The organism is Parasphingomonas zepuensis (genome assembly GCF_036663735.1).
GTDB lineage: Bacteria > Pseudomonadota > Alphaproteobacteria > Sphingomonadales > Sphingomonadaceae > Sphingomonas.
In genome coordinates this window covers 1,215,192-1,241,651 of record NZ_JAXOJO010000001.1, presented here as the reverse complement: position 1 = coordinate 1,241,651, position 26,460 = coordinate 1,215,192, and the positions used below count along the sequence as shown (strand labels likewise).

The window sequence follows — 26,460 nt, the reverse complement described above, 5'->3', positions numbered from 1 at the left end:
GCCACTATCCGAAAATACGGTGCGGATCGTCGATCGAGCGCCGCCGGCGGCCTTTGAGGAAATGACATGACACAGACTGCACCGATGGCCGATGTGGCGGGCAAGACCGCCTTCATTACCGGCGGCGCGAACGGCATCGGGCTGGGCATCGCGCGCGCGCTGGTGAACGCCGGGGCCAATGTGGTCGTGGCCGATATCCGTGACAGCGCGCTGGCCGAGGCGCGGGCATCGCTTGGCGCCGATGACCGGGTCGAGACGGTTCAGCTCGACGTTACCGATCGTGCCGGCTTCGCCCGTGCGGCCGATCAGGCCGAGGCGCGCTTCGGCAAGATCCATCTGCTGATCGGCAATGCCGGCGTCGGCGTGATGGGCCCGGTGATCGATGCGCGCTACGACGACTGGGACTGGGGGATGGGCGTCAATCTCGGCGGGGTGATCAATGGACTCGTCACCATCCTGCCGCGGATCAAGGCGCATGGCGAAGGCGGGCAGATCGTCACCACCTCCTCGCAATCGTCGCTGATCCCGATTTCCTATTCGGCGATCTACACGGCGGCGAAGGCTGCGGTGCTTGGCCTGTCCGAAGCGATCCGCGGCGAGCTGGCGGCGGAGAATATCGGCGTCTCGGCGTTCATGCCCGGCCCGGTGCAGAGCAATATCGCGATGTCGGGCGAGCTGCGCCCCGATGCCTTCAAGAGCGACAGCGGCTATCGCGAGCGCGAGGAAGCGCTCGAGAAGCGCCCCAATTCACCCTTGTGGATGGATGCCGACGAAGTTGGCGAGCGTGTCCTGGCGGGCATTCGCGCCAACGACCTGTATATCCTGACGCATCCGGAATTCGCGCCCGGCATGCGCACCCGCTTCGACGCGATCCTGGCGTCCTTCCCCGACGAGCCGATCAATCAGGCGCGTGCCGAGGCGATTCCGTTCCTGCTCGGCAATCCGGTGTTCGACGAACAGCTCGCCTTGCATCAGGCGAACGGGAAAGCGGCCGAATAATTACGATCGCAATATCAGAGAAAAGCTGACGGCTGCGGCCCGCCGAAATGGCGACAGGCCGCAGCGCAGGCGTCAGGCCGGCGCGTGCGTACGCCAGCCTTCCTGATAGGTTTCGCGCGCGACGCGCGAATAGGGGACCGGGCTCACGATCGCGCGGACCTCGATCTGCTTGTGCGGCTCGACCGTGGTCTTCCGGGTGCCGCCATTGGGCTCGCCCCACACGACCTTTAGCTCGGTGCCGACCGGGATCGCATGGTCGATCGTGGCGAGGCTGAGCGCGCTCTTCTCGTTGAAGCTGTAGCCGGTGAACATCGACAGCCCGACCGAACGGCCATCGGCATCGACCACGCGGTCGTAGTTGGACGAGGCATAGTTGGCGAGGGGGAGATCGAAGAACTTGTACTGCTCGCCATCGGGATCGAACAGCGACGCGAAGATCTTCGCCATGTCCTCGGCATTCCAGGCCAGCGTCACCTTCTGGCGCTGAGTCGCGGCATCGAGCTTCTCCAGGGCTTCGCGGCCGTGGAAATCATGGTCGAACTTGACGAACGGGCCGTAACCCAGCTCCCACGGATTGAGGTAATAATCCTCGATCTTGTCGGAGACGAAGCTGCCGCCGATCGAACCGGTCGCTTCATAGCTGTCGGCGCCGAGCCACTCGCGATAGGGCTTCAGCTTCTCGCCGGTGTAGATCGCCGGGAGCGGCGAGGGGATCCAGCCGGATTCGAGCGTGTTCGACGGATAGGCGCGGCTGCCGCACGGGACGATGCCGAATTCCTTGCCGGCTTCCAGGATCGCCGCGCGGATTTCCTCCTGCTCCTCATAGGGCCCCCAGATTTCGAGGCCCGGCGCGCCCGACATGCCGTGACGCAGCGTCCGGACCTTGCGGCCGGCGATATTCATCTCGCTCATGTTGAAGAATTTGAGCTGCTCGAGCGGGCCGCCGTTCAGCTTCTCGATGATCTCCCAGGCGCGCGGGCCCTGGATCTGGAAGCGCCAGTTGACCCGGGTAACCGGCTTGCCCATCGGGCGCGACGGGCTGCGGTCGTCCTTGACGATCTCGACATCGTAGCCGCCGGTCTCGGCGTGGAACATCAGCCAGTTCGCCGCCGGCGCGCGGCCGACATAGACGAATTCATTCTCGGCGAGATAGAACAGGATGCCGTCGCCGATGACATGGCCGTATTGCGTCGTCGGGACGTACTGCTTCGCCTTGTTGATGGCGAAGCCCTTCATCGAGTTGATCGCGGTATCGCTGATCAGCTTCAGCGCGTCGCGGCCGCGGATGAACAGGTCGACCATGTGGTGCGACTGGTCGAACAGAACGGCGGAATGCTGCCAGGCCCATTGTTCGGAACGCCAGTTGTGGAATTCGGGCGCGACGACGGGATAGACATAAGCGCCGAGCTGCGAGTTGCGCAGCATTTCGACGGGGTTGCCCGCCTGTTCCAGCACTGATTCGAGACTGCGTTGGGCCATCGGTCCTCTCCTTGTCGTCCGCCGTGATCACGGTCGGCGGGCATTGCTCAGGTCGCGCGCACCGTGCGCGGCGACGTTTCGGTACGCCGGTCATACAAATTTTTGTATGCGAGACAAACGAATTCGCCCGCGACCTGCCGTCAGCGCACATGTCCCGTCCAGGTCCGCAGCCCCGGGGCGGTGTGATCGGGCATGGCGAGCGACGCGGCGACGCCCGGTCGCGCGGTCATGCGATCGCGCCATTCCACGAGGCGCGGCGCCCGGCTGGCAATCGCCATGTCCGGAAACATGCGCTCGACCATCATTCCGCAATGCGCGTAGAAATTGATATCGGCGAGCGTGAAGCTGTCGCCGGCGAGCCATTCGCTCTCGCCCAGCTGCGCCTCGACCTTGTCGACCGCGACTTCGATCTTGCGCGTCGCGTTGGCAAGATCGGCCTCGCTGAAGCCCGAGCGCGCCGTCTTCCATTTCTCGCGCTGCTCGTGGAGCGGGATGCGCTCGACCAGCTTGGCGAAGTCGCCGGTGTCGATCCCGCGCGCGATCACCCCGACCATCCTGTGCCAGCCATGCATCGAGACGAAGTTCATCACATGCTCGTCGATAAACTTGTTCCAGTAGCGCATTCGGGCATTGCCCGCCGGCGTGTTGGGGCGCAGCGGCGGGCTGTCCGGAAACGCGTCCTCGAGATATTCGTTGATCACCGTGGTGTGGGTGACGATCGTCCCGTCATGATCGAGCACCGGCACCTGCCCTTCCGGGTTGATCGCGACGAACCATGGCTGATGCTGTTCGAATTTGTGAAGATCGACATAGACGCTCTCGAAATCGAGGCCCTTTTCCTTCAGCGGGATCATCGACTTCAGCGAATTGGCCACTGGCTCGGCGTGGTAATATTTGATCGCCATTCTAGTCTCCAACAGAAATAGTGTTCAGAATCCCGCCATCCACCGCCCAGCTCTGCGCGGTGACATGGCTCGCCGCATCGGACAGCAGGAAAACCGCCACCTCAGCCATCTCCTCAGCCGTCCCGACACGCCCCTGCGGTGTACGGTTACGCATCGCCTGAAGCGCCCCGTCGCCCAGCTGATCGAGCATCGGCGTCTCGATGAAGCCGGGGATGATGCAGTTGACCCGCACATTATGCGGCGCCGCCTCGACCGCCGCCGCCCGCGCCAGGCCGAGCAGCCCGTGCTTCGAGGCGACATAGGCGGGGTTGTGCCCCATGCCCCGCTCGCTCGCGAGGCTGCCGGTGACGAGGATGGCGCCGCGCTTCCGCTCGATCATGCCCGCCAGCACCCGTTTCATCGCCCAGAAGGGTGCGGTCAGATTGGTGCGCAACACGGCTTCGAAGACGTCATCGTCATAGGCAGTGAAGGGCGCGAAGCTGCCGCCGGTGCCGGCATTGGCGAACAGTCCGTCGATCGGGCCCTGCGCCGCTTCGGCCTGATCGATCGCGCCAAGCAGCGCGGTGCGATCGGAAACGTCCGCCGCCCAGCACATCGCCGTGCCACCCGCGTCGCGGATCCCCGCAACCGCCTGCTCGAGCATCTCCCGCCGCCGGGCAATCAGCGAAACCCTCGCGCCGCGCGACGCCAGCAGCCTGGCCGTCGCCAGGCCGATGCCCGAGGATGCGCCCGTGACCAGGATGTGGCGCCCCGCGACCATGCTCATGCCAGCCCGAGCACGCGGATCGCATTGTCCTTCATGATCAGCGGCAGCACCTCCTCGCGAAACCCCGCATCCTGCGCGGCGGCGAGCCATTTTTCCGGGCGGATCAGCGGGAAATCGCTACCGAACATCATCTTATGCTTGAGCTGGGTGTTGGCGTACTGGATCACCTGTTTCGGGAAATATTTCGGCGACCAGCCGGACAGGTCGATGAAGACATTGTCCTTGTGCAGCGCCATGGACAGGCTCTCGTCAGTCCAGGGCCAGCTCGGATGCGCCAGGATGATCTTCATGTCGGGGAAATCGACCGCGACGTCGTCGATCAGCATCGGCTGGCCATATTTCAGCCGTACGCCGCCGCCGCCACGCATGCCGGTGCCCATGCCGGAATGCCCGGTGTGGAAAATGGTCGGCAGGCCATATTCGGCGATCACTTCGTAGATCGGATAGGCGACGCGGTCGGCCGGATGGCAATCCTGCATGATGCCGTGGAACTTGAAGCCTTTGACGCCGAAATTCTCGATCAGGTCGCGCGCCTCGCGGGCACCGAATTTGCCCTTGCGCGGATCGATCGACGCGAACGGGATGACGATGTCGTCATGCTCGGCCGCCAGTTCCGCGATCTCGTAATTGCTGACGCGCTTGGCGCCGATGCCGCTCTCGCAATCGACCGTGAACAGGCAGAAGGCGATGTTCTGCGCGCGGTAATAGGCGATCGTCTCGGGGATGGTCGGCCGCTTGCGATCCGCCTTGAAATAGGCGGAAGCCGCGTCGAAATATTTCGCCATGACCGGGTCTTCGGGGTCGTGGCACGACACCTCTGCATGGACGTGGACGTCGATCGCGACGACCTTGCTGGGATCGACTGGCATGGCTTCTCCTTTTTATCCCGCCGCCAGATGCAGCGGTGTTGGCCTAGCGTGATCCGATACGACCGTTCGTATGCCTTGGATACAATTTAGCGCCTCCTCAGCGTTTTTCGGCCGCCGCTTTCTCGAGCGCCTTGTCCTCGTTGGCGCGGCTGATGACGTAGCCGCGGATCGCCTCGATCTCGGCCGGCGTCATCACTGACTGGAAACTCACCATCCCATTGTCCTTGAGCGCACCGTCATGGACGATCTTGCGCCACATGGCGGCGTCGCCGAGCACCCCGCTATGGCGCAGATCCGGCACCAGGCTGCCGCCCACGGCCGCATCGCCGTGGCAGACGCCGCAATAGCGACCGAAGCGATCGGCGCCGGTGGCGATATCCGCTGCCGATGCGGTCGATGGCGGCGGATCGAGCGGCATCTGCTGCAGTGGCGGGGCTGCGGGCAGCGCGCCTTTCGCGCCGAGCTTGAACACCAGCAGCCGGCTGATGTTGCGGCTTGGGCCGCTCTTGTCGATCAGCACGCCTGGCGCGAGCGCCCACACGCCGCCCCATCCCGCCAGCACCGCGACATATTGCTCGCCATCGAGTTCATAGCTCATCGGCGCCGCGACCACGCCGGTCTGAGTCGGAAACGACCAGAGCTTGCGCCCGTCGGTGGTGGAATAAGCGGCGAACTCACCCGTTGCATTGCCCTGGAAGACGAGCCCGCCGCCGGTCGCCAGGATGCCGCCGTTCCACGGGCCCTTGTAGGTGACGCGCCAGCGCTCCTTCTGGGCCACCGGATCCCATGCGATCAACGCACCGGTCGTCGCGGCGGCCGCGGCTTCGCGCACCGCCGGAATGGCGGGCATCGCCGCCTTGCCCATGTCGACGCCGACGTTGAAGCCCAGCGCGGCCGATTTCCAGGCCGGATCCGGGATGTACGGGAAGCCGGCGAGGTTCGCGGGGATGAAGACCAGGCCGCTTTTCGGATCGAACGCCATCGGATGCCAGCTATGCGCTCCGGTAGCGCCGGGCGATCCGATGAACGGCTTGCCCGTCTTGTAATAGCGCGCCTCGGGCGTCTCGATCGGCCGGCCGGTCGTCATGTCGATTCCCGTCGCCCAGTTCACGGGGACGAAATTCTTCGCGGACAGCAGCTTTCCGTTGGTGCGATCGAGCACGTAGAAAAACCCGTTCTTGGGCGCCTGCATCAGCACCTTGCGCGGCGTGCCGTCGATCACGAGATCGGCGAGCATGATATGCTGGGTGGCCGTGAAATCCCACGAATCGCCCGGCGTGGTCTGATAATGCCAGGCATATTGGCCGGTGCGCGCCTTGATCGCGACGATCGACGACAGATAGAGATTGTCGCCCTTGCCCTCCGACCGATAGGCTTGGTTCCAGGGGCTGCCATTGCCGACCCCTATATAGAGCAGATCGAGCGCGGGATCATAGGCCATCGCATCCCATACCGTGCCGCCGCCGCCCTGCTTCCAATAGGCGCCGTACCAGGTCGATGCCGCGGCCTTGAGATAGGCCGGCTCGTCCGGCTCGGTATCGGGCTGTGCGGGAACAGTGTAGAAGCGCCATTTCTGCTGGCCGGTCGCGGCATCATAGGCCGTGACATAGCCACGCGCGCCGAATTCGGCCCCGCCATTGCCGATGATCACCAGTCCGCCCACCACGCGCGGCGCGCCGGTGATGGTGTAGTTCTTGGTCTGGTCGACGGTTACGACGCTCCATGCGGGCTTGCCGGTCGTCCGGTCGAGCGCCACGAGTCGGCCATCGAGCGTGCCGACGAAAATCCGGTCGCCCCAAGCGGCGACGCCGCGATTGACCGCGTCGCAGCACGCCTTGACCAACGTCTCGCGCGGCACCTCCGGATCATAGGACCATAGCAGCTTGCCGTTGCGCGCATCATAGGCCTTCACCATGCTCCACGCCGTCGAGACGTAGAGCGTGCCGTCGATCATCAGCGGCGTCGCTTCCTGGCCGCGTGCGGTATCGAGATCGGCCGACCAGGCCAGGCCGAGCGTGGAGACATCGTTGCGGGTGATCCGCGCCAGCGGGCTGAACCGCTGCTCGTCATAGGTGCGCCCGGTCGACAGCCATTCGCCCGGGGCACCGGCGGCGATTCGCTGGCCATCCACAGTGCCTGCACGAGGCCCGCCCACATTGCCGGCGCCACTGGAGACGCCGCATCCCGAGACGGCCAGCGACAGCGCGGCTCCGGCCAGCAACGCCGCAAACTTGGCGCTTCGCCCATTCACTCTCATTACCTGCATCCTCCTCGGGGCCGGCGGTTTTGTGCCCGTCCGGTCAATTCACCATCCGCCCGTCGCCCCAATGGGCGGCCCTGAGCGCCTTTTTGTCCATCTTGCCAGCCGCGGTTCGCGGAATCGAGTCAACGAACGCGACGCTTTTCGGGGCTTTCACGCCTCCCAGCCGTGCCTTGGCGTGAGCGATGATCGTCGCGGCATCCAGGCCGTCGGCGACGACGATCGCATGGACCGATTCGCCCCATTTTTCATGGGGCACGCCGATCACCGCACACTCATGGACTGCGGCAAGCTCCGTCACCGCGGCCTCGACCTCGGCGGTGAAGACGTTGAAGCCGCCGGTCACCACCATGTCCTTCTTGCGATCGACGATGAAGAGGTAACCGTCGGCGTCGCGGTAAGCGACATCGCCGGTATGGTGCCAGCCGAACAGGCGCGCCTCGGCAGTGGCCTCGGGCAGCTCGAAATATTCCTTCGAGACCAGCACCCCGCGCACGACGATCTCGCCGGGTTCGCCGTCCGGCAGCAGATTGCCCGCATCGTCCATCACCGCGACGCGGACCGAGCGGGTCGGGCGGCCGCAACTCGCCAGCCGTTCCGGATGATCGCCCGCCGCCGCCGCTGCGACGATCTCGGGCGGCAGCCAGGTCGTGATCATCGGCGATTCGACCTGTCCATAGGCCTGGCACATGCATGGGCCGAATTTATCCACCGCAAGCCGCAGCTTCTCGGGCGACACCGGCGAGCCGACCAGAATGAAAATCTTCAGCGAGCCGGTATCGTGCCGGCCGAGTTCGGATGAGGCGAGCAATCCGTAGAGCGCCGTCGGCGGCAGATACATATGGGTCACGCGGTATTCGGCGATGGTGCGCAGCACGGCATCGGCATCGAAACCGGGGAGGATCACCTGAGTCGCCCCCAGCGCCAGCGTGCCCAGCGCGACTGGCCCCGCCGCATGAGTCACCGGCGCCACCACCAGCGACACCGGATCGGCGGTTCGCCCGCCCACCGCGTCGCCCAGCGTCTCCAGCATCGTCCCCCAGCCCAGGTTGGTGACCACCACGCCCTTGGATGGTCCGGTCGTACCCCCGGTCGGGAACAGTCCGACGACATCGTCGGGGTTGCCGAACGGATCGGACGGGTCCGGCAAGTTGCCGGCCGGCGTGTCGGCAATGAACTGGTCGAGCGAGCAATCGTCGCCCCACGGCCGATCGAGACAGACGAAGCGCGTGAGCGTCGGCACTTGAGCGCGCAACGCCGCGACGTCGGCGGCCAGGCTCGAATGGTAAAACAGCCAGCCGCAGCGGACATAGGAAAGATAGCCCGCATTGGCGTCGATCGCATTGCGGGTGTTGACCGGCACCCAGACGCCATTGGCGCGCCAGATCGCGAGCAGCGCGACCATGATCGCCGCGCTGTTCGGGCCGTACAGCGCCACCGGCTGCTGGTTCCGGAAACCCTTCGCGTACATCGCGGTCGCGATCCGCTCGGTCAGCGCCTTTACCTCGGCGAAGGTCAGGCGCTCGCCGTTTTCGGTGTCGATCAGGCAGGCCCGATCAGGATCGAGATCGTGCCCGCGGTCGAAATAGTCGATCGACCGCATCTCAGCCCCAGCGGTTGATTTCGGGGCCGGGCGCCCAGACCTTCTCGGGAGCGTCGCTGCGCGCCAGCGACAGGGCCCGGGCGACCGAAGGACGGGTCGCGACCCGTGCGAGCCATGCCGCGAGACGGGGCTTGCCGGTAAAGGCATCGGGAAGCAACTCGCGCATCCCGGCGAGCCACGCATAGGTTTCGAGATCGGCAATGCCGAACGGCCCCATCAGCCAGTCGCGGCCATCGGCGAGTTGCTGCTCCACCTTGTCGGTCGCCTGGGCAATCTTGGCGCGACTGTCGGCGAGCTTGGCGTCGTCGAAACGGCCGGCCTGGGCGTCACGCCAGCGCCCGGCGAGATCGACACTGACGATGGCGTCCGGCACCAGCGCGGGCGGCGTCTGCTCGAGCCCGAGATAGGAGGCGGCCGGCGCGACGCGTTCGATGACGTAGCGGCACCAGGCCATCGTCTCCCATCGCTGATAGGGATCGGCGGGCCGCAGCGGCGGGCCGCTCCCGACATCGTCGAGATAGCAGGCGAGGAAGACGCTGTCCGTCATCGCGACGCCATCGACCACGAGCACAGGGCCTTCGCCCTCGATCGACTGATCGACCTCGAAGGCATGCGGCACCCGCTCCGAATGGCGTTCGCCCACGGCCAGATCGATCCGCTCCAGCGTTACGTCCACGGCTTTCTCGAAGGCAGCGGCAAGGACAGTCAACGAGGGCCCGTTCGGCTCGCCGTGATAAAGGATGGTCGTCATGCCGGTTCGCTTTCCAGGATCGTCACCCGCTTCGCCATGTCGGTCCGGCCCAATGCCCAGCACGCCTTGGTCGCGGGGCGCGCATAGATGGTGCGGAGCCAGCGCATGATGTTGGGGGTCAGGCTGTCGTTCGACAGCGTCGGCTGCGACAACGGCAGTGCATAGGCGAGATTGAAGCCATTGATGTCGGCGAGGCTGTAGCTGTCCGAGGCCAGCCATTGGCGCCGGCCGAGCGCTTCTTCGAGAAAGGTGATGCCGAGTTCGACCCGGCGGCGCGATTCCGCCATCTCCTCGTCCGAAAAGCTGCCGCCGATCGCCTTGCGCCACGCGACTCGGCGCTCCGGCATCGGAATTCGCTCGATCGCCGCGTCAAGTTCGGCCGGGTCTTTCTGCCGTACCGACGGGCCGATGAAAACGCTCCAGCCGATCATCGAGAAGCTCGGGCCAAGCCACTGGTCCATGAACTTCATCCACCAGCGGGCGCGCCACTGGTCGACCGGATCTTCAGGCATAAGCCGTGGCCCTTCGAATGCCTCGTCGACATATTCCATGATCGCGGTCGATTCTGTCAGCACGCGGCTGCCATGAGTCATCGCCGGGATGGTGCCGAGCGGATTCACCGCGAGATATTCCGGCTTGTGCTGGTCGAAATTGAGAAGGTCGAGATAATGGCTGTCGAACGCCACGCCCTTTTCCATCAGCGCCAGCATCGGCTTGCCCGAATTGGCGTTGGGCTCCCAGTGGTAGAGCGTGACATCAGTCATGCGAGGACGGGCTCCTTGAAGGCAGCGGTGACGGTGTCCGGCGAGATGGAGGGGTGACGACCGCATGGCGGTCGTCACCCCGGAGGCGGGTGTCAGAACTTCTTCTTGACCGAGAGCGCCCATTCCCGCGGCGTACCCGGGCGACCCTTGCGGAAGCCAGCCCCGGCACCGCGCAGATCGAAGATCGACAGATAATAATATTTGTTGGTGACGTTGGTGACCTCGAGCGACACGTCGAGATCCCGGTCCTCGTTCTGCCAGGTCAGGCGGGCATTGGTCAGCAGGAACGACGGAATGTAGTTCAGGGTGCGAACCGGCGCGATGTAGGTCGGCCCGGTATATTGCTTGTCCTGATAGTTGAGGTCGACGCGCGGCGTCAGGCTGCCCGCACTGCCCAGATCGATCTTGTATTGCGCCCCGAGACTGACCTTCCATGGCGGCACCACGGGCGGATCGTTGGGGGAGACACCGCCCGGGTTGGTCGGAAAGCTCGCAGCGGGGTTCAGGCTCGACGCGATATAATTGAAGTCGAGATAGCTGACCGAAGCATCGACCGTGAGGCCCGGGACCGGGAAAGCGGTCAGTTCAGCTTCGAAGCCTTTCACCCGGCCGTCACCAGCATTGAGACGCGCGGCGCACGGCGCACCCGGACAGGTACTGACCGGGATCTGGATATCCTTATAGTCGTTGAGGAAGGCGGAGACATTCAACCGAACCTTGCGGCCGAAGAAGTCGCTCTTGAATCCAATCTCATAAGCAGTCAGCTGTTCGGGCTCGAAGGCGATGACCTGGTCCGAGTTGAAAGGGCGCGGATTGCTGCCGCCGCCCTTGAAGCCGGTCGAGAAGGTCCCGTAGACCAGCAGGGCATCGGACAGGCGATAATCCACCGCAGCGCGATAATCCCAGCGCTTGGCCTGATAATGCGCCGTCAGGCCAGTCAATGCCTTCACATCTCCCGTACCCGGAACGATGTTCAGCGGGTCGGGACCGACATAACCAGCGCCATAGGCGGCACCGACCGGGTCGACGAAGCGGTTGATCGTGCCGTCGAGGTTCAGACGATAATAGGTCTGATCCTTCGATTCGCTGGTGTAGCGCAGACCGCCGCTCAGCGTCAGATTGTGAATCGGCTCCCATGAGGCGTGGGCGAATACCGCCTTGGCCTCGGCATTGGTGGGATCGGGCTGGCGGAACTGCAGCGGATAAACCGGTACGTAGCGGATATCCTGGAGCGAATCATAGACCGACTCCTGCTTAAAATAGTAACCGCCGAGCGTGAGGTTGATCGTTTCGCCGATCTTGGCGCTGGCCCGCAGCTCCTGGCTGAAGCTCCAGTTCTTGAGATGGTTCGATCCGAAGCCGATATTGGCCGGCGACAGATCGTCATCGCTGTCAAACTTCGTATCGAACGCTCGGTAGCCAGAGATCGAGGTGACCGATAACATGTCGTTCACCTGATAATTGATCTGCCCCGATACGCCCCAGCCATCATAAAGGCTGCGATCATTGCCTGAGGTGGCAGCGAGCTGGGTCCCGGTGGCGCCGAAAGGATCTCCGGGGATCGGCGTCGTCCAGACCGCCGCCGGCTGACCCGTGGTGATGTAGTTGCAGCGGCGCCCGCAGATGAAGCGATTGTCATAAGGCACGCCGGGCGCTGCGTTGACGTTCGACGTGTTGATGGTCGAGGTCTCCAGCAGCACTTCGCCCGCGATCGTGTGCTCGTCATGCGTATAATCGCCGATGATGTTGACCTCGAGCTGGTCGTTCGGCTGCCAGCGCAGGATGCCGCGGATGGCCTGATAGCCTACGCCGCCGAGCTTGCTAATCGTGCAATTGCCCGCGGAACGCGTCGTGGCAACGCCGCTTCCCGGATTGGCGCAGCCGTAATCGACTCGGTCGATGAAACCTTCCTGCTGCTTGAACACGCCGGAGACGCGGCCGAACAGCGTGTCGGTGAACTTGAAATCGGCCGCGCCGCGCAGGCCGATGCGATTACGCGCACCATAGCTGGCCTCGACAAAGCCGCCATTTTCGCCGGTCGGTTTGCGCGAATAGAGCTTGATCGCGCCGCCTTCGGAGTTGCGGCCGGCGAGCGTGCCCTGAGGGCCGCGCAGGATCTCGACGCGGTCGACGTCCAGCAGATCAAATACGGCGCCGGTCAGCTGCGGATAATAGACATCGTCGATATAGATACCGACACCAGGTTCATAGGCCGGGTTGAAATCATTCTGGCCAACGCCGCGGATCGATGCGCTGATGGACGGGCCGAACGACGCACCTTGCGGCCTTAGCGATACGTTCGGCGCAGCGTCCGCGACCTGGGCAAGGTTGGTCTGACTGCGCGCCTCGAGCTGCGCTGCGTTGACTGCAGTGATGGAGATCGGCGTGTCCTGCAGCCGCTGTTCGCGGAACTGCGCGGTGACCACGATATCCTGGGCCGACAGATCGGCGTCCGCTACCTGCTCGGGAGTCGATTGTGGCGTTCCGGCGGGGGCGGCTTGTGGGGCGGCGCCCTGTGCAATCGCCGGGCTGGCGACGAACATCGCCGAGGCCGAGGCCGAAGCGAGAAACAGTCGCTTGAAGTGCAAACGATCGATGTCGTGCATCTGAGATCCTCTCCTGAATCTGGCTCGGTCCGCCCCTGATTGGAACGCGACCGGCCGCAACGCCCTGATGAGCGTCGATTGTTAGTAAGGCATACAATTTCCCGGCTGGCAAGATGCCCGAATACGAAGTCTTCGAACGTTGCAGGAAAGCGACACCACGGCATTGCATGGCGCTTGCGCGGCGTGGCCAAGCCGGGCATCAAGTGTATCGCAAGGATACGGTTGCGCAAGTCCGCCGATCTACAGGAAAGGATCGCATGATGCAGGCCATGATTAACTATGTGCTGCGCGACCCGAAACGGATGGCCTATTTCGCCAACGATTCGAGTCGGGACACCGTGTTGCTGGATCCACGACCGATGACCATCGACGATTCCCGCGACCGTGGCGCCCTGCTCGATCAGGAGGGATTTCAGCTTGTGGGGCATCACAGCGACGTCGCCGATTTCGGCGATGCGGGCGAGGTCGCGCGCATCCATCCGGACGAGATCGAAGCGCTACTTGGCAATGTTACCGGCGCGGATGCGATCGTCGTTACGGGCGCTGGCGTGCGGCGTTTCGCCGAGCGATCGACCTTGTCCGGCGCGCTGGACAATTCGCGGCCCGCGCGCTTTGCGCATGTCGATATCTCGGACAGGACCGCCGCCGACTTCGCCGTGCGGTCGCTACCGGAGCAGGGCCGCACGCCGCGCCGCGTCGCGCATTATAATATCTGGCGTGCGCTATCCGCCCCGCCGCAGGATGTACCGCTTGCCCTGTGCGACGCGCGCAGCATCGCCCCGGAAGATCTGATCGCGGCCGACGCGGTGTTCGACCGTGACGGGGTGGACGTGTGGTCCTTCGAGGGACTGGTGGTCGCCCATTCTCCCGGCCATCGCTGGCACTGGTTCAGCGATCTCAGCTCCGACGAAGTGATCATATTCAAGACCAACGATAGCGATCTGGCACGGGCGCATTGCGTGCCACACGTTGCGTTCGACGATCCCGATTGCCCTTCCGACGTTCCACCCCGCGCTTCGATCGAGATGCGTGCGATCGCCTATTGGTTCTAGACCAGGGCGCTGAGCATATCGGGAACGAAGCGGGCATAAACCGAACATGAGTCGAATCACTGCGCCGGGCGACAAGCTTCGCTTCCGGCGTGACAAAGGCATGCGCCGAGGCGAGAGATATTCGTAGGCTTTGCATACAGATTTTCAGGGAATTAGCGGTGTCAGAAGCATATTCGCGTGAGCTGACCACAGCGGCGCCCATCTTTTCGAATGCGCGGACGGTTCCGACTGTGAAACGACGTTCGGCGCCGATAGGGTCGGAACGGGGAGAAGCAGCATGACACGCGATCCGCGCACCATCGTTGAAGAGGCGCCGATGAGCGCGTTACAGATCGCCGCGGTGGGCGTGGCCTTCGGGCTGAACGCGCTCGATGGGTTCGATGTGCTTTCGATCAGCTTCGCCGCCCCCGGCATCGCCGCCGAATGGGGGATCGACCGCGCCGCGCTCGGCATCGTGCTGTCGATGGAACTGATCGGCATGGCGCTCGGATCGGTCGTGCTCGGTGGGGTCGCCGATCGCATCGGGCGCCGCTCGACCATTCTCGGCTGCCTCCTGGTGATGGTGATCGGCATGTTCATGGTGCCGCACGCGGGCGGGATCGTCGCGCTGTCCTGCTGGCGCGTGCTGACCGGCCTCGGCATTGGCGGGATGATCGCGGCGATCAACGCCGTCACCGCCGAATATGCCAATATCAGGCGCCGCAACCTGGCGCTGGCGATCATGGTGATCGGCTATCCGATCGGCGCCGTAGCCGGGGGCACGATCGCCGCCGTGCTGCTCAAGAATGGCGACTGGCGCGCGGTGTTCGATTTCGGCGCGATCGTGACCGCCTGTTTCATCCCGCTGGTCTGGTTCCTCGTGCCGGAGCCGGTGCAGTTCCTGGTGTCGCGGCGCCCAGCGGGAGCACTCGCCAAGGTCAACCGCACGCTGGCGCGGATGGGCCACGGCCCGGTCGATGCACTTCCGGTGCCGACGGCCGAGGAGGAAGGCGGATCGATCGCGGATATTCTCAAGCCGGGCCTGCTGCGCATCACCGTGCTGCTGACCTTTGCCTATTTCGCGCACATATTGAGCTTCTACTTCATCCTGAAATGGGTGCCCAAGATCGTCGCCGATTTCGGCTATCCGGCGGGGCAGGCGGCCGGCGTGCTGGTCTGGGCGAATGTCGGCGGTGCGGTCGGCGGCGCGATCTTCGGGCTGCTGGCGCAACGTTTCCAGCTGAAGCCGATGACGGTCGTGGTGCTCGCCATGTCCTCGGTCATGGTCGCGATGTTCGGCGCGGCGGGCGTGCGCTCCTATGGTGGGCTGGCGGCGCTGGCCTGCGCCTCGGGGCTCTTCACCAACAGCGCGCTGGTCGGGCTCTACACGATCTTCGCCCGCGCCTTCCCAACGCATGTCCGCGCGACCGGCACGGGTTTCGCGATCGGCGTCGGGCGAGGCGGGGCCGCGCTGTCGCCGATCCTCGCCGGGTTCCTGTTCCAGGCCGGGCTACCGCTCGCCGGCGTGGCTATCGCGCTCGCTCTGGGATCGCTGGTTGCCGCCTTCGCGCTTGCCGGCGTGAAGCTACGCTTCGACGGCGCGAAATAGCCGCACTCACATGTCCAACCACCCACGGAAAACGACCATGCCCAGGCACGCCGCCTGATGCCGTATCGCAGACAGGCCGAGGCGCTCGTTCGCCAGCTGGAGATCGCACCGTTCCTCGATGCGCTCGAAGCCGAGGCGCCGGGCAGCGTAGACCCCGATATCTGGGCGGCGATCGTCGAACAGGCGGCACGGTTCGCTGAAGGCGTGATCGATCCGGTGGACGCAGCGCTCGACCGCCAGGGTGCCAGCGTGCGCGACGGCCGGGTCGTGACGGCGGATGGCCACCGGGCGGCGTGGCGCCGGTTCGCCGACGACGGGTGGCTCACTCTGGCCTTGCCCGAGGCAGCCGGCGGACAAGGCCTGCCGCTTGCCCTGCTGACCGCCTGCGAAGAGTTGTTCAACCACGCTTCGCCCGCCTTCACGATGCTGGCCACTCCCAACCGTACCGCGGCTGCCATGCTCGAGAATGTCGCGGACGCCGCGACTCGGGCGGCATGGGTGCCGCAGCTCCTGTCGGGCAAATGGACTGCAACGATCTGCATTTCCGAGCCGGATGCGGGATCGGACGTCGGCCGCATTCGTACCCGGGCGAGCCGTGGAGAGGACGGCATCTGGCGGGTCAACGGCGAGAAATGCTGGATCTCCTACGGCGACCATGATCTCGCGGCGCGGATCGGCCATTGCATGCTTGCCCGGAGTTCTGACGCGATCGGCGTGCGCGGGCTCAGCCTGTTCCTGGTGCCCAATGCGCGCGACGACGGGGCGCCGAACGGCGTCCATGTCCGCCGGATTGAAGAGAAACTGGGTCTGCACGGCTCGCCGACCTGCGTGATGGGCTTCGACGGAGCCGAGGCGACGCTGATCGGCGAGGAAGGCCGCGGGCTGCAGACCCTGTTCCACATGATGTTGCTGATGCGCCTGTCCTGCGCTCCACAGGGTGTCGGCGTGGCGGAGGCCGCGCTGGCGACCGCGATCGGCTACGCGCGGGATCGGCGCCAGGGTGGCGACCCGGCCGCTCCACCAGTGTCGATCACTGCCCATGCCGACGTCCAGCGCCAGCTGCTGCGGATGGCCGGCCGGGTGGAGATCGCCCGCGGCATCGCGCTCGCTGCGGCCGTCGTGATGGACCTTGGCGAGCGCTGCACCGATGACGAGGCGCGCGCCGGCTGGCTGGCGCTCGCCCAGTTCCTGCTGCCGATCGCCAAGGACCATTCGGCCCGGCTCGCTTTCGACGTCGCGAGCGAAGCGCTGCAAGTGCTGGGCGGGGCCGGCTACACGAAGGAGTGGCCAGTCGAGCGCCGGCTGCGCGACGCCCGCGTGTTCGCGGTGTTCGAAGGCACGACCGGTATCCAGGCGATCGACCTGCTCCACCGGCGGCTGTGGCGTGAACGCGGCGAAGGCATCAAGCGCTTCATCGCGCTGGCCCGGGCCGACGTGCCGGACGGCGAGGATGGTGCACCGCTACGCGCAGTGCTGAACCGGCTTGAAGAAGTCGCGCAGGTTCTTTCGGGCTGGCACGGCCGGACGCGCGACGCGGAAAGCGGGGCGACGGCCTTTCTCGATCTGTGCGGACTGGCGGTCGGCGGCTGGATCGCGACGCGCCTGATCACGCATGCCGGGGACGATGCCGTCGGCCGCCGGATCAGGGCCGCCGCGCGTTTCTTCCTGGCCGAGCTGGAACCCCGCGCCGAGGTGGAGGCGCGCCTTGCGACATTGGGAAGCGCGCGGCTCGAGGCGATCGGCGACTATCTCGACTGACCGCGGCGCTCGCGCCGGGAGTCGCTATTCGTGGATCCGGCGCAGCAATTCGACCAGCAGGGCGGTTTCGGCCTGACTGAACCGGCTGGTGAGCCACTGCTCATGATCGAGAATGCACGCGCGCGCCGCGAGCAACGCGGCATGGCCTGCTTCCGTCATGTGCAGGGTCTGGCGCCGCCGGTCGATCGTTGACGCATTGCGCTCAACAAAACCGCGTTGCTGCAGACGATTGACCATCGCCATCACGGTCGCGCGATCCATCTGGAGCCGCCTGCCGATATCCGCCTGGGCAATCTCCGGATGGTCGTCGATCAGCCACAGCACCGACACCTGTTTCTGCGTCAGGTCCAGGTCGGAGAAGGTCTCGGTAAAATGGCGATACACTGCACCGTGTGCGAGGCGGATATGGAAACCGACGATCTCGTCGATTCCACCGATATCCTCTTCCTCGACGACCTTTGGCCGTTTCTGCTGATGCAGGTAATTCATAGTAACAGTTTGGGCGGCATGAGCTGGAGCGTCAATGCCTTGGCTTGAAAAATTGTTCGTGTCGCATACAATGTCGGCCAATAACAAAAGACGAGAGGATTGGCCGTGGCGCATTTCCCCGACACGCCGGCGTTCACCGGCTTCAACACGCCTTCGCGGATCGAGGCGGATATCGCCGATCTGGATGTGAAAGGCGCGATTCCGCCGGAGCTCGACGGCGCATTCTACCGTGTCCAGCCCGATCCGCAGTTCGCGCCGCGCCTGGGCGACGACATCTCGTTCAATGGCGACGGCATGATCACGATGTTCCGCTTCAAGGACGGGCGAGTCGACTTCAAGCAGCGCTGGGCGAAGACCGACAAATGGAAGCTGGAGCACGAGGCAGGCCAGGGCCTGTTCGGCGCCTATCGCAACCCGTTGACCGACGACGAGAGCGTGAAGGGAAAGATTCGCGGCACCGCGAACACCAATGCTTTCATCTATGGCGGCAAACTCTATGCGCTGAAGGAGGATTCGCCCGCGCTGGTGATGGATCCGGCGACGCTCGAGACCGAAGGCTATACCTGGTTCAACGGCGCGATGACGGGTCAGACCTTTACTGCCCATCCGAAGATCGATCCCGAAACCGGCGACATGATCGCGTTCGGCTATGCCGCAAAAGGCGTGCTGACCCGCGACATGACCTATTATGTCGTCTCGCCCGAGGGCGAGCTCAAGCAGGAATTATGGTTCGAGCTGCCCTATTACGCGATGATGCACGACTTCGCGATCACGCCTGATTACGCGCTGTTCCATGTCGTGCCGAGCACGTCGAACTGGGAACGGCTCGAGCAGGGATTGCCGCATTTCGGCTTCGATACGACCTTGCCGGTCTATCTCGGGGTGCTGCCGCGGCGGCCGGACGCGACGGCGGAGGATATCCGCTGGTTCAAGCGCGACAATTGCTTCGCCAGCCATGTGATGAACGCGTTTCAGGAGGGAACGAAGATCCATTTCGACACGCCCGAGGCGAAGAACAACATGTTTCCGTTCTTCCCGGACATCCATGGCGCGCCGTTCAAGCCGATGGAGGCAGCGAGCTTCCTGACGCGCTGGACGGTCGATATGGCCGCCAATTCGGACGCGTTCGAGGGCTTCGAACGGCTGACCACGATGATGGGGGAATTCCCGCGCATCGACGAACGGCGGACCGGCCTGCCTTACCGCTATGGCTGGATGCTGGTGATCGATCCGACTCAGCCGGTCGAACTGAAGGGCGGCAGCGCAGCCGGCATGATCATGAACAGCCTGGGCATGGTCGATCACGAGACCGGGCAGGAGCAGAAATGGTGGTGCGGCCCGGTATCCTCGCTCCAGGAGCCCTGCTTCATCCCGCGCGGACCCGATGCGCCCGAGGGTGATGGATGGATCGTGATGGTCTGCAACCGCCTGGAAGAGCATCGCTCCGATCTCCTGCTGTTCGACGCCACTGACATTCAGAAGGGCCCGATCGCCGAGGTACGGATTCCGATCCGCCTACGCTTCGGCCTGCATGGCAACTGGGCCAGCGCCGAGGAGATCGGGCTGGTCGCGTGACCGGGCGCGATCCCGACGCGCCGATCCGGCCTGGCCTCGAATTCGTCTACGCCGCCGGCGGCGCGCTGGGTGAGCCGATTCCGATCGGCTCCACGCCAGACGGCGTCCGTCGGATCATTCCGATTTTCTCCGGACCCGTAGAGGGCCCGCTGATCCGCGGCCACTTGCTGGGCGGCGGTGCCGACTGGCAGGTGACTCGACCCGACGGCGTCACCGTGGCCGACGCGACCTATGCGATAGAGACGGATGACGGCGTCGTGATCCAGATCCGGAACCGCGGCCTGCGCCACGGCCCGGCCGAAGTGATGCAGCGCCTTGCCGCCGGCGAGGACGTCGATCCGGCGGACTATTATTTCCGCACCATCCCCGAATTCATCGCGCCCGCCGGGCGCTATGACTGGCTCAACCGCAGCGTCTTCGTCTGCGCCGGCGCGCGTTATGCGCTGGCGATCAAGCTGTGGGTCTGGCGGGTCACCTGATCGTTTGCACCGGCTCCCCGGCGGCACGGGCACGCGACAGGATCGCCCCCTCGTCCCGGGTCACCCGAGCCGCGAGGATCAGGAGCAGGACCACGATGACGGGCGAGACCCAGTTGATCGACAGGATCGCCAACCCGAGATCGCCCGTCGCGTCACTGATCATCCCGACCGCATAGGGGCCGATGCCGAGCCCGAAAATCGTCGTCACCACGATATACGTGCTCGCCGTGATCCCGCGCATCCGCGGCAACACCAGATCGAACATCGTCGCGTACAGCGGCGGCATCCACATCGTCAGCACCACACTGTACAGAGTGAAACGCAGGTAGAAGTCGCCGGCACTGGGCGACCGATAGACCCACATCGCGATCAGCGGGGATAGCGCAAGCGCGACAATCGTCACCCAGACCCGGCCGGGACCTGGCCAGCGGCTGTTCACCCAATCGGACAGTGGCCCGGAGATCAGCGGCCCGGCTACGCCGAGCGCGGCGGACAGCAGGCCGAACTGCAGCCCCGTCGTACTTTGCGACAGGCCGTAGCTGCGCATCAGGAACGACGGCGTGAAGCCCATGATGCCGTAGTTGATCATCGACTGGAGCGCGCCGACCAGCACGCACAGGACAAGCGCGGGGGAGGTCGCGATCACCGCAAAGGCCGGCGGATCGCTGCGGCGCATCGACTGGAGCAGGTTCGCGACGACGAACAGCCCGAAGCCGATCACGCCCCATTGCAGCGCGTGCGGGCTGACCGGAACGCCGCCGAGCACCAGGGGTGGGCGCGGCGAAAAACCGTCGGCCCAGCGCGTCATGAAAATCGCGCCCGCGACGATCGCCACGAGAATGGCGAGGTTGATGGCCCACCCCCGCGGCGACGCGCCGCGACGCGCGAGCGCCACCCAGTGCAGCCCCGGCGTCACCGAGCCGAGCACACCGAAACTGGCGAGGAACGGATGCGGATCGCGCGGCGTGACGATGCCTTCCATCGCGCCGCGCTCCGGCTCCTGCAATCGCCACATCAATAGTGCGATGACCACGCCGGGCAGCGACGCGACGAAGAAAGCGAACTGCCAGCCGGAAAATCCGAGCGGCGCGGCGCCCCTGGCATAGCGACTGTCCCACCATTCGGCCGCGAACCCACCCAGGACGAGCGAACCGCCCAGCCCGAGCGCGATCGCCGCAGCGAGCACTGCCATGACCAGCCCGCGGCGGCGCTTCGGAAAATAATCATAGAGCAGGCTCGTACCCGCGGGCTGCGCCGCCGCTTCGCCGATGCCGACGCCCAGGCGCGAGATCGCCAGCAGCAGGAAGCCGCTCGCAAACGCCGCCAGCCCGGTTGCCAGCGACCAGAAGAAGATCGTGATCGCCAGCAGCCGGGTGCGAATCCAGCCATCGGAGAGACGCCCGAGCGGCAAGGAGAAGAGCGCATAGAACAATGCGAAGACCGTGCCGTAGAGCAGGCCCATCTCGGCATCGCCGATCTTGAGATCTGCCTTTATGCTCGGTGCCAGGATCGCGAGAATATTGCGGTCGAGCAAGCTGATCATCTGCGTGGCCGCAACCAGTGCCAGCGCATACCAGGCCGCGGGACGGATCGCCGCCCGCTCGCTCACAGGTTGAACACCCGTTCCGCGTTGGTCTGCATCAACTTGCGCTTGGCGGCGTCGGTGATCGACAGGTTGTCATGCGTGCGGACTTCGTCGGGGATGTATTGATAGGGATAGTCCATCGCATACATCACCCGTTCGTCGCCCAGCACCTCCATGGTGAACTTGATCGCGGGCTCCCACGCCATGCCGCTTGTCGTGATCATCACGTTCTCGCGCAGATAATCGTGGATCGTCTTCTTGAGCGGTTTCAGGAAATCATGGCGCTGCGCGCGGATCCCGGCCTGGTGCATGAAATCGATACGGTAGAGCCAGAACGGCAGCGCCTCGCCCATATGCCCCACGCAGATGGTGAGATCGGGATAGCGATCGAAGATGCCCTTGGTGATGAGCCGCAGCAGATGCATGCCGGTTTCGACCCCGAAGCCGAAGATCGCGCCGTCGAGGCCCGCCTCGAGCATCGGTGCGATCATGCTGTCGGGCGGGGTGGACGGGTGGATGTAGAGCGGCTGCCCCATGTCGACCAGCGCGCGAAAGATCGGATCGAACTTGGGATCGTCGAGATATTCGCCCTGGGTGTGGCTGGCGATCTGCACACCCTTGAACCCGAGATCGCGGCCGCATCGGCGGATTTCTGCCGCCGACCATTCCGGGTCCTGCGGTGCGACGGCGGTCATGCCGACATAGCGGTCCGGATAGCGCGCGACATGCTCGGCGAGATGATCGTTAGATCGCTGCGCAATGCCTTTAGCCTCCGCCACGTCGAGCAGCGGCTGCACGCCCGGCGCGGTGAGGGCGAGCACGGCGACGTCGATACCGGTTTCGTCCATGTGGCGAATGCGCTGCTCGCCAAGGTCGAGCAGCCGATCGATGATCTGAGTCGCGCGCTCCGACGGGCTGGTCGCGTAGAAGCCCCATAAGGAGACCATGCCCTTGTCGGCGGTTCCGTCCCGCACCATCCGCAGATAGGCATCGATCTGCTCGCGCGTGGCAAAGGCTTCTTCGGTCGCGATCCGCTTGTAGCCGCGGTCGCCGCCGGTCTTCAGTTCATGGCTCATCGCTTCACCCTTCATGCACTGCTTTGGTGACGAGGCAGGCCTCGACGCCTTCGGGGCCGTCCTCCGAGCCGTGGCCCGACCATTTCACCCCGCCGAACGGCGAATCCGCCCCACCGATCATCGTAGTGTTGATGCCGATCATGCCGCTTTCGATCTCGCGGGCGAGGCGCCGCTGGCGCTTGCTGTCCTGAGTCCAGGCATAAGCGGCGAGGCCATAGGGCAGGCGATTCGCCTCAGCGATCATCGCTTCCTCCCCGGCGAACGGATTGATCAGCGCGACCGGTCCGAACGGCTCTTCGTTCATGATGTCGGCATCGAGCGGGATTTCGGAAAGCACGCTGGGTTTGTAGAAGAAGCCGCGATTGCCGATGCGTTCACCGCCGGTGTGCAACGTGGCGCCCTTCGCCGTCGCATCGCCGATCAGTCGCTCCATCGCGTCGGGGCGGCGCGGATTGGCCATTGGCCCCATGCGCGTGGCGGCATCGAGCCCGTCGCCCACGACGATCCGGCCCGCCCGCTCCGTGAAGCCGTCGCGGAACCGCTCGAACACATTCTCCTGGACGATGAAGCGGGTCGGCGCGACGCAGACCTGGCCGGCATTGCGATACCGCGCCGCAACCATGGTATCGAGCACCTGATCGACATCGACGTCGTCGAACACCAGCACCGGGCCGTGGCCACCAAGCTCCATCGTCGTGCGCTTGCAATCCTCCGCGGCAAGCTTGGCGAGGTGCTTGCCCACGATTATCGATCCGGTGAAGCTGAGCTTGCGGATGATCGGCGAGCCGAGCAGGTGGCGCGAAACCTCGTCCGGCACCCCGAACACTGCCTGCGCCACTTCCTTCGGCAGCCCGGCATCGAGCAAACACTGGAGCACGCCCAGCGCGGATGCCGGCGCTTCCTCGGCTGCCTTCAGGATCACCGAGCAGCCCGCGGCGATCGGCGCGCCGAGCTTCCGCCCGGGATTGCCGAGCGGGAAATTCCACGGCGCGAAGGCCGCGACCGGGCCGACCGGTTCCTTCGTGATGGTCGAGCGCTGCCCCGCCGGCCGGACGAGCGTGCGGCCGTAGAGTCGAAACACCTCGCCTGCATAGAAATTGAAGAGGCCGACGTTCATCAGCACCTCGATCCGTGCCTCGGCCAGGGGCTTGCCTTCCTCCATCGTCGCGATGCGCGCGAGATCTTCCTGGCGCTCGAGCATCAGCCGCGCCGCGCCCTGGAGCACGGCGGCGCGCTCCTGCGGGGTCGAATCCCGCCAGCGCCGGAAGCCGCGCTGCGCGGTTTCCAGCGCCCGGTCGAGATCGGCCGCATCGGCCAGCGGCAATTCGGCCAAAGTCTCGCCCGTCGCCGGGTTCACCACGGCATGCGTCCGGCGTCCACCGCCGGACACGCGTTCGCCGTCGATGATCATCGCAAGATCGGGATAGGTCATCAGTGCCTTCCTGGAGATAGGACCGTCCTGAGCCTGCCGGAGCGCGCCCGCCAGCGAGCGCGAAACCGACAGGCCCGGAACGACGGTTACGCGTCTGCGGCAGCCTTGTTCGCACGCGCCAGATCACGGTCGATATCGCCCTGCCAGCGCTCGGCGACGATCTCCTTGCCGGTGACCGGGTGCTTCATGTGGAACGGCACCAATTTGTGGGTCGGCCACAGCCAATGATCCTCGATCAGCGCGTCCGGGCCGGTCGGGTCAGTGGGATAGGTCACCTTCGGGAAGGGGACATATTCGGCGGGGGTATTGGCCCAGCCGGTTTCGAAATCGGCGTGCCATTGCGGCATGTAGTTCAGGATGTGGATCCGCCAGATGCCGTCCACCTTGCGATAGGTGTTCTCGTAAATGCCGCCTTCCCACCATTGACGCGTCTGCAGGTGAGGCTCGCTGCCAACATAATCCTTGTGCCGCCCGGCCTGCATCATCGAGCGCGCGCGAGCTAGGGCAGTGACCCCGTCCGGCTGGATATCGATGATATCCTGCAACTGGGGATGATCGAGCAGAAAGCCGTCGATCGGCCCGTTGATGCCATAGGTGAAGCGTTTCTGGAACCGCTCGACATAAAGGCGGCGAATGCCCTCCTTGCCCCGCCAGACGCCGCCGAAGAACCGCACCTCGCCATCGTCGGTGAACAGATCGGCGGTCTCGTTGTAGAGACATTTGTCGATCAGATAGCCGTAGAGATGCTGGAGCTTGCGCACATCCAGCTCGTCTTCGCGAATGGTCAGGCGTTGCGTCAGGTCCGCCACTTGTCGTTCGAGCGTGGCAAGGCGATCTGTATCCGGCATCCTCATTCTCCTTTTTTGTATGTCTTACGTACAATCTGCGCCGTGCGGTGACGCCTGTCAACGCAGCGCTGCCTGGGCCTCCAGACGCTCGACTTCTTCCCGGTACGGACGAATGCCGAGGTACATGAAGAAGGTCGCCATCGGCAGCAGGACCGATGCGGTCAGAACCAGCGCCTTCCACAAATCGGCCTCCACGCCGATCACGCGTTGCGCGACCGAACCGACGACGAAGCTGCCCATCGCGCCGAAGAAGGTGAACATGAAAAGGTAGATCGCCGTCACCTGGCCGCGCATCGCGTTCGGCGCGACGCGCTGGATCGCGGCGTTCTGCGGAACGGCCCCGGCGAGGCCGAACATGGCGCCGAGCGACATGACCGCCAGCGACGATTCGCCCGTCGGCATCAGGGGGGAAATGATCGAGCAGATCGTCACCATCCCGAACAGGATGGTCGCGGCGCGCACATTTGCGTCCTTGTAGCGCTTGGCCAGCCATTCGACGAAGAAGCCGCCAAGGAATACGCCCAGCAACGACGCGACCAGCAGCATCGGCGCCATTACCGTGCCGATCCGCGCCTCATCCCACCCATAGGTGCGGATCATGAAGGGCGTGCGCCAGAATTGCAGCCCGAACGTCTCGGTCGCGCTCAGCGCCAGGCCGGCGAACAGCGGATAATAGACTCGTCCGCGCGCGTGGATCGCCTTGGCCGCATCGAGCCCGGTAAAGGTCAGCATTCGGCGACCGAGCCCGGCTTGCTCGGGCACTTCGCCAGCGTCGGTCGACGGGGGCGCACGCGGCGGCTCCTTTACCAGCAGAAAGAGCAGCGAGACGAAGAAGCCGGGTACCCCGACCCAGATCAGCAGCCATTGCCAGTTGTGGATGGTCAGCCCCAGCCAGTGCGAATCCGGCCAGCTCGACACCATCCCGATCAGTTGCCCGCCAAGAAACACGCCGAGCGTGGTACCGCCGATGAAGCCGAGCTGGAGCAGGGCGAAGGCCCGAGTGATCTTCTTCGGCGGAAAAGCGTCCGCCAGCAACGAATAGGACGCCGGCGCATGCGCGGAACTGCCCGCGCCTACGAACATGCGGGTACTGACGAACTGCCAGAAGGTCTGCGCGAGGCCGCCGAGCGCGGTGATCCCGCCGATGACCGCGATCCCGCCGGCAAGCACATATTTGCGCGGATAGATGTCGGCCAGCCGCGCCAGTGGAATGCCCACGAACACGTAGAAGATGATGTTCGCCGGCCCGCCCAGGAAGCCGAGCTGCTCGTCCGTCAGCCCGAAATCGATCTTGATGCGCTGCGCCAGCATGCCGAACACGGTCGAATCGAAAAAGTTGAGGAAGGTCGCCAGGATGATGATCGAGAGCGCGAAATAGGCGCTTCGCGAAGAGGGCCAGGCGCGCTCGGCCACTGCCGGCCGGCCCCCGGTGTCCGGTGGAATCTCGTGCAGCAGAGGCGTGGGGGTAGCGGGGACCGGGCCTAATGCCATCTGAATTCCTCTCCTCCAGGGCGGGCCGCTAGCGGGCCCTCACCCATCCTTGACGTTCTGGACGTCTTGGATCGAAACTGTAAGT

Annotated in this window: 21 protein-coding genes; 6 read left to right on the top strand and 15 right to left on the bottom strand. The window is 64.8% G+C overall.

Annotated elements, in window-relative coordinates; genetic code table 11:
* Window positions 1-66: 66 nt before the first annotated feature.
* Window positions 67-999: an SDR family oxidoreductase gene (locus U1769_RS05960; protein WP_332713282.1), complete on the top strand. Its 933-nt coding sequence runs from the start codon at window positions 67-69 to the stop codon at window positions 997-999.
* A 72-nt stretch (window positions 1,000-1,071) separates the two neighbouring features.
* Here U1769_RS05960 and ligM read toward each other — a convergent pair whose 3' ends face one another.
* The 9 genes from ligM to U1769_RS05915 form a co-directional block, all read right to left on the bottom strand.
* Window positions 1,072-2,478, bottom strand: coding sequence for a vanillate/3-O-methylgallate O-demethylase (ligM, locus tag U1769_RS05955; protein ID WP_332713280.1), 1,407 nt, complete (start codon window positions 2,476-2,478; stop codon window positions 1,072-1,074).
* 140 nt (window positions 2,479-2,618) lie between these two features.
* Complete coding sequence (locus U1769_RS05950) at window positions 2,619-3,383, bottom strand: glutathione S-transferase family protein (RefSeq protein ID WP_332713277.1); 765 nt, start codon at window positions 3,381-3,383, stop codon at window positions 2,619-2,621.
* Window position 3,384: 1 nt separating this feature from the next.
* Window positions 3,385-4,149: an SDR family NAD(P)-dependent oxidoreductase gene (locus U1769_RS05945; protein WP_332713274.1), complete on the bottom strand. Its 765-nt coding sequence runs from the start codon at window positions 4,147-4,149 to the stop codon at window positions 3,385-3,387.
* Complete coding sequence (locus U1769_RS05940; RefSeq protein ID WP_332713271.1) at window positions 4,146-5,018, bottom strand: amidohydrolase family protein; 873 nt, start codon at window positions 5,016-5,018, stop codon at window positions 4,146-4,148. The genes U1769_RS05945 and U1769_RS05940 overlap by 4 nt, the downstream gene beginning before the upstream one ends.
* 97 nt (window positions 5,019-5,115) lie before the next feature.
* The gene (locus U1769_RS05935; RefSeq protein WP_332713268.1) at window positions 5,116-7,275 is read right to left on the bottom strand and encodes a PQQ-dependent dehydrogenase, methanol/ethanol family; all 2,160 of its coding nucleotides are present in this window, start codon (window positions 7,273-7,275) and stop codon (window positions 5,116-5,118) included.
* A 43-nt stretch (window positions 7,276-7,318) separates the two neighbouring features.
* Window positions 7,319-8,881, bottom strand: a complete 1,563-nt coding sequence (locus U1769_RS05930; RefSeq protein ID WP_332713266.1) for a class I adenylate-forming enzyme family protein — start codon at window positions 8,879-8,881, stop codon at window positions 7,319-7,321.
* Between the two features lies 1 nt (window position 8,882).
* Entirely contained in the window at window positions 8,883-9,632 is a 750-nt protein-coding gene (locus U1769_RS05925; RefSeq protein ID WP_332713263.1) for a glutathione S-transferase family protein, read from the bottom strand.
* Window positions 9,629-10,396, bottom strand: a complete 768-nt coding sequence (locus U1769_RS05920; RefSeq protein WP_332713260.1) for a glutathione S-transferase family protein — start codon at window positions 10,394-10,396, stop codon at window positions 9,629-9,631. Before U1769_RS05920 ends, U1769_RS05925 begins: the two co-directional genes overlap by 4 nt.
* A 92-nt stretch (window positions 10,397-10,488) precedes the next feature.
* Window positions 10,489-13,002 (bottom strand): TonB-dependent receptor, encoded by a 2,514-nt coding sequence (locus U1769_RS05915; RefSeq protein WP_332713257.1) that lies wholly within the window; start codon window positions 13,000-13,002, stop codon window positions 10,489-10,491.
* Window positions 13,003-13,262: 260 nt separating this feature from the next.
* Here U1769_RS05915 and U1769_RS05910 point away from each other — a divergent pair, with 260 nt between their 5' ends.
* From U1769_RS05910 to U1769_RS05900, 3 genes are all read left to right on the top strand, one after another.
* Window positions 13,263-14,054, top strand: coding sequence for a CmcJ/NvfI family oxidoreductase (locus U1769_RS05910; RefSeq protein WP_332713254.1), 792 nt, complete (start codon window positions 13,263-13,265; stop codon window positions 14,052-14,054).
* Window positions 14,055-14,331: 277 nt separating this feature from the next.
* Entirely contained in the window at window positions 14,332-15,642 is a 1,311-nt protein-coding gene (locus tag U1769_RS05905; RefSeq protein WP_332713252.1) for an MFS transporter, read from the top strand.
* 57 nt (window positions 15,643-15,699) lie between these two features.
* Window positions 15,700-17,400: an acyl-CoA dehydrogenase family protein gene (locus U1769_RS05900; RefSeq protein ID WP_332713249.1), complete on the top strand. Its 1,701-nt coding sequence runs from the start codon at window positions 15,700-15,702 to the stop codon at window positions 17,398-17,400.
* A gap of 24 nt (window positions 17,401-17,424) precedes the next feature.
* Here the strand turns inward: U1769_RS05900 and U1769_RS05895 are convergent, their stop codons facing one another.
* Window positions 17,425-17,970, bottom strand: coding sequence for a Saro_0803 family transcriptional regulator (locus tag U1769_RS05895; RefSeq protein ID WP_332713247.1), 546 nt, complete (start codon window positions 17,968-17,970; stop codon window positions 17,425-17,427).
* 24 nt (window positions 17,971-17,994) lie between these two features.
* On the opposite strand from U1769_RS05895, the gene U1769_RS05890 reads away from it, so the two are divergent.
* Window positions 17,995-19,464, top strand: a complete 1,470-nt coding sequence (locus U1769_RS05890) for a lignostilbene-alpha,beta-dioxygenase (RefSeq protein ID WP_332713244.1) — start codon at window positions 17,995-17,997, stop codon at window positions 19,462-19,464.
* The gene (locus U1769_RS05885; RefSeq protein ID WP_332713241.1) at window positions 19,461-19,943 is read left to right on the top strand and encodes a DUF3237 domain-containing protein; all 483 of its coding nucleotides are present in this window, start codon (window positions 19,461-19,463) and stop codon (window positions 19,941-19,943) included. The genes U1769_RS05890 and U1769_RS05885 overlap by 4 nt, the downstream gene beginning before the upstream one ends.
* Here the strand turns inward: U1769_RS05885 and U1769_RS05880 are convergent.
* The 5 genes from U1769_RS05880 to U1769_RS05860 all read right to left on the bottom strand — a co-directional run bounded on the left by U1769_RS05880 (window position 19,936) and on the right by U1769_RS05860 (window position 26,375).
* A complete protein-coding gene (locus U1769_RS05880; RefSeq protein ID WP_332713238.1) occupies window positions 19,936-21,552 on the bottom strand; it encodes an MFS transporter in 1,617 nt (538 codons plus the stop codon). The genes U1769_RS05885 and U1769_RS05880 overlap by 8 nt on opposite strands.
* Entirely contained in the window at window positions 21,549-22,604 is a 1,056-nt protein-coding gene (locus U1769_RS05875) for an amidohydrolase family protein (RefSeq protein ID WP_332713235.1), read from the bottom strand. Before U1769_RS05875 ends, U1769_RS05880 begins: the two co-directional genes overlap by 4 nt.
* A 4-nt stretch (window positions 22,605-22,608) precedes the next feature.
* Entirely contained in the window at window positions 22,609-24,036 is a 1,428-nt protein-coding gene (locus tag U1769_RS05870; protein ID WP_332713233.1) for an NAD-dependent succinate-semialdehyde dehydrogenase, read from the bottom strand.
* Between the two features lie 86 nt (window positions 24,037-24,122).
* Complete coding sequence (locus U1769_RS05865) at window positions 24,123-24,884, bottom strand: nuclear transport factor 2 family protein (protein ID WP_332713230.1); 762 nt, start codon at window positions 24,882-24,884, stop codon at window positions 24,123-24,125.
* Between the two features lie 57 nt (window positions 24,885-24,941).
* Window positions 24,942-26,375, bottom strand: a complete 1,434-nt coding sequence (locus U1769_RS05860) for an MFS transporter (protein ID WP_332713227.1) — start codon at window positions 26,373-26,375, stop codon at window positions 24,942-24,944.
* Window positions 26,376-26,460 lie beyond the last annotated feature (85 nt).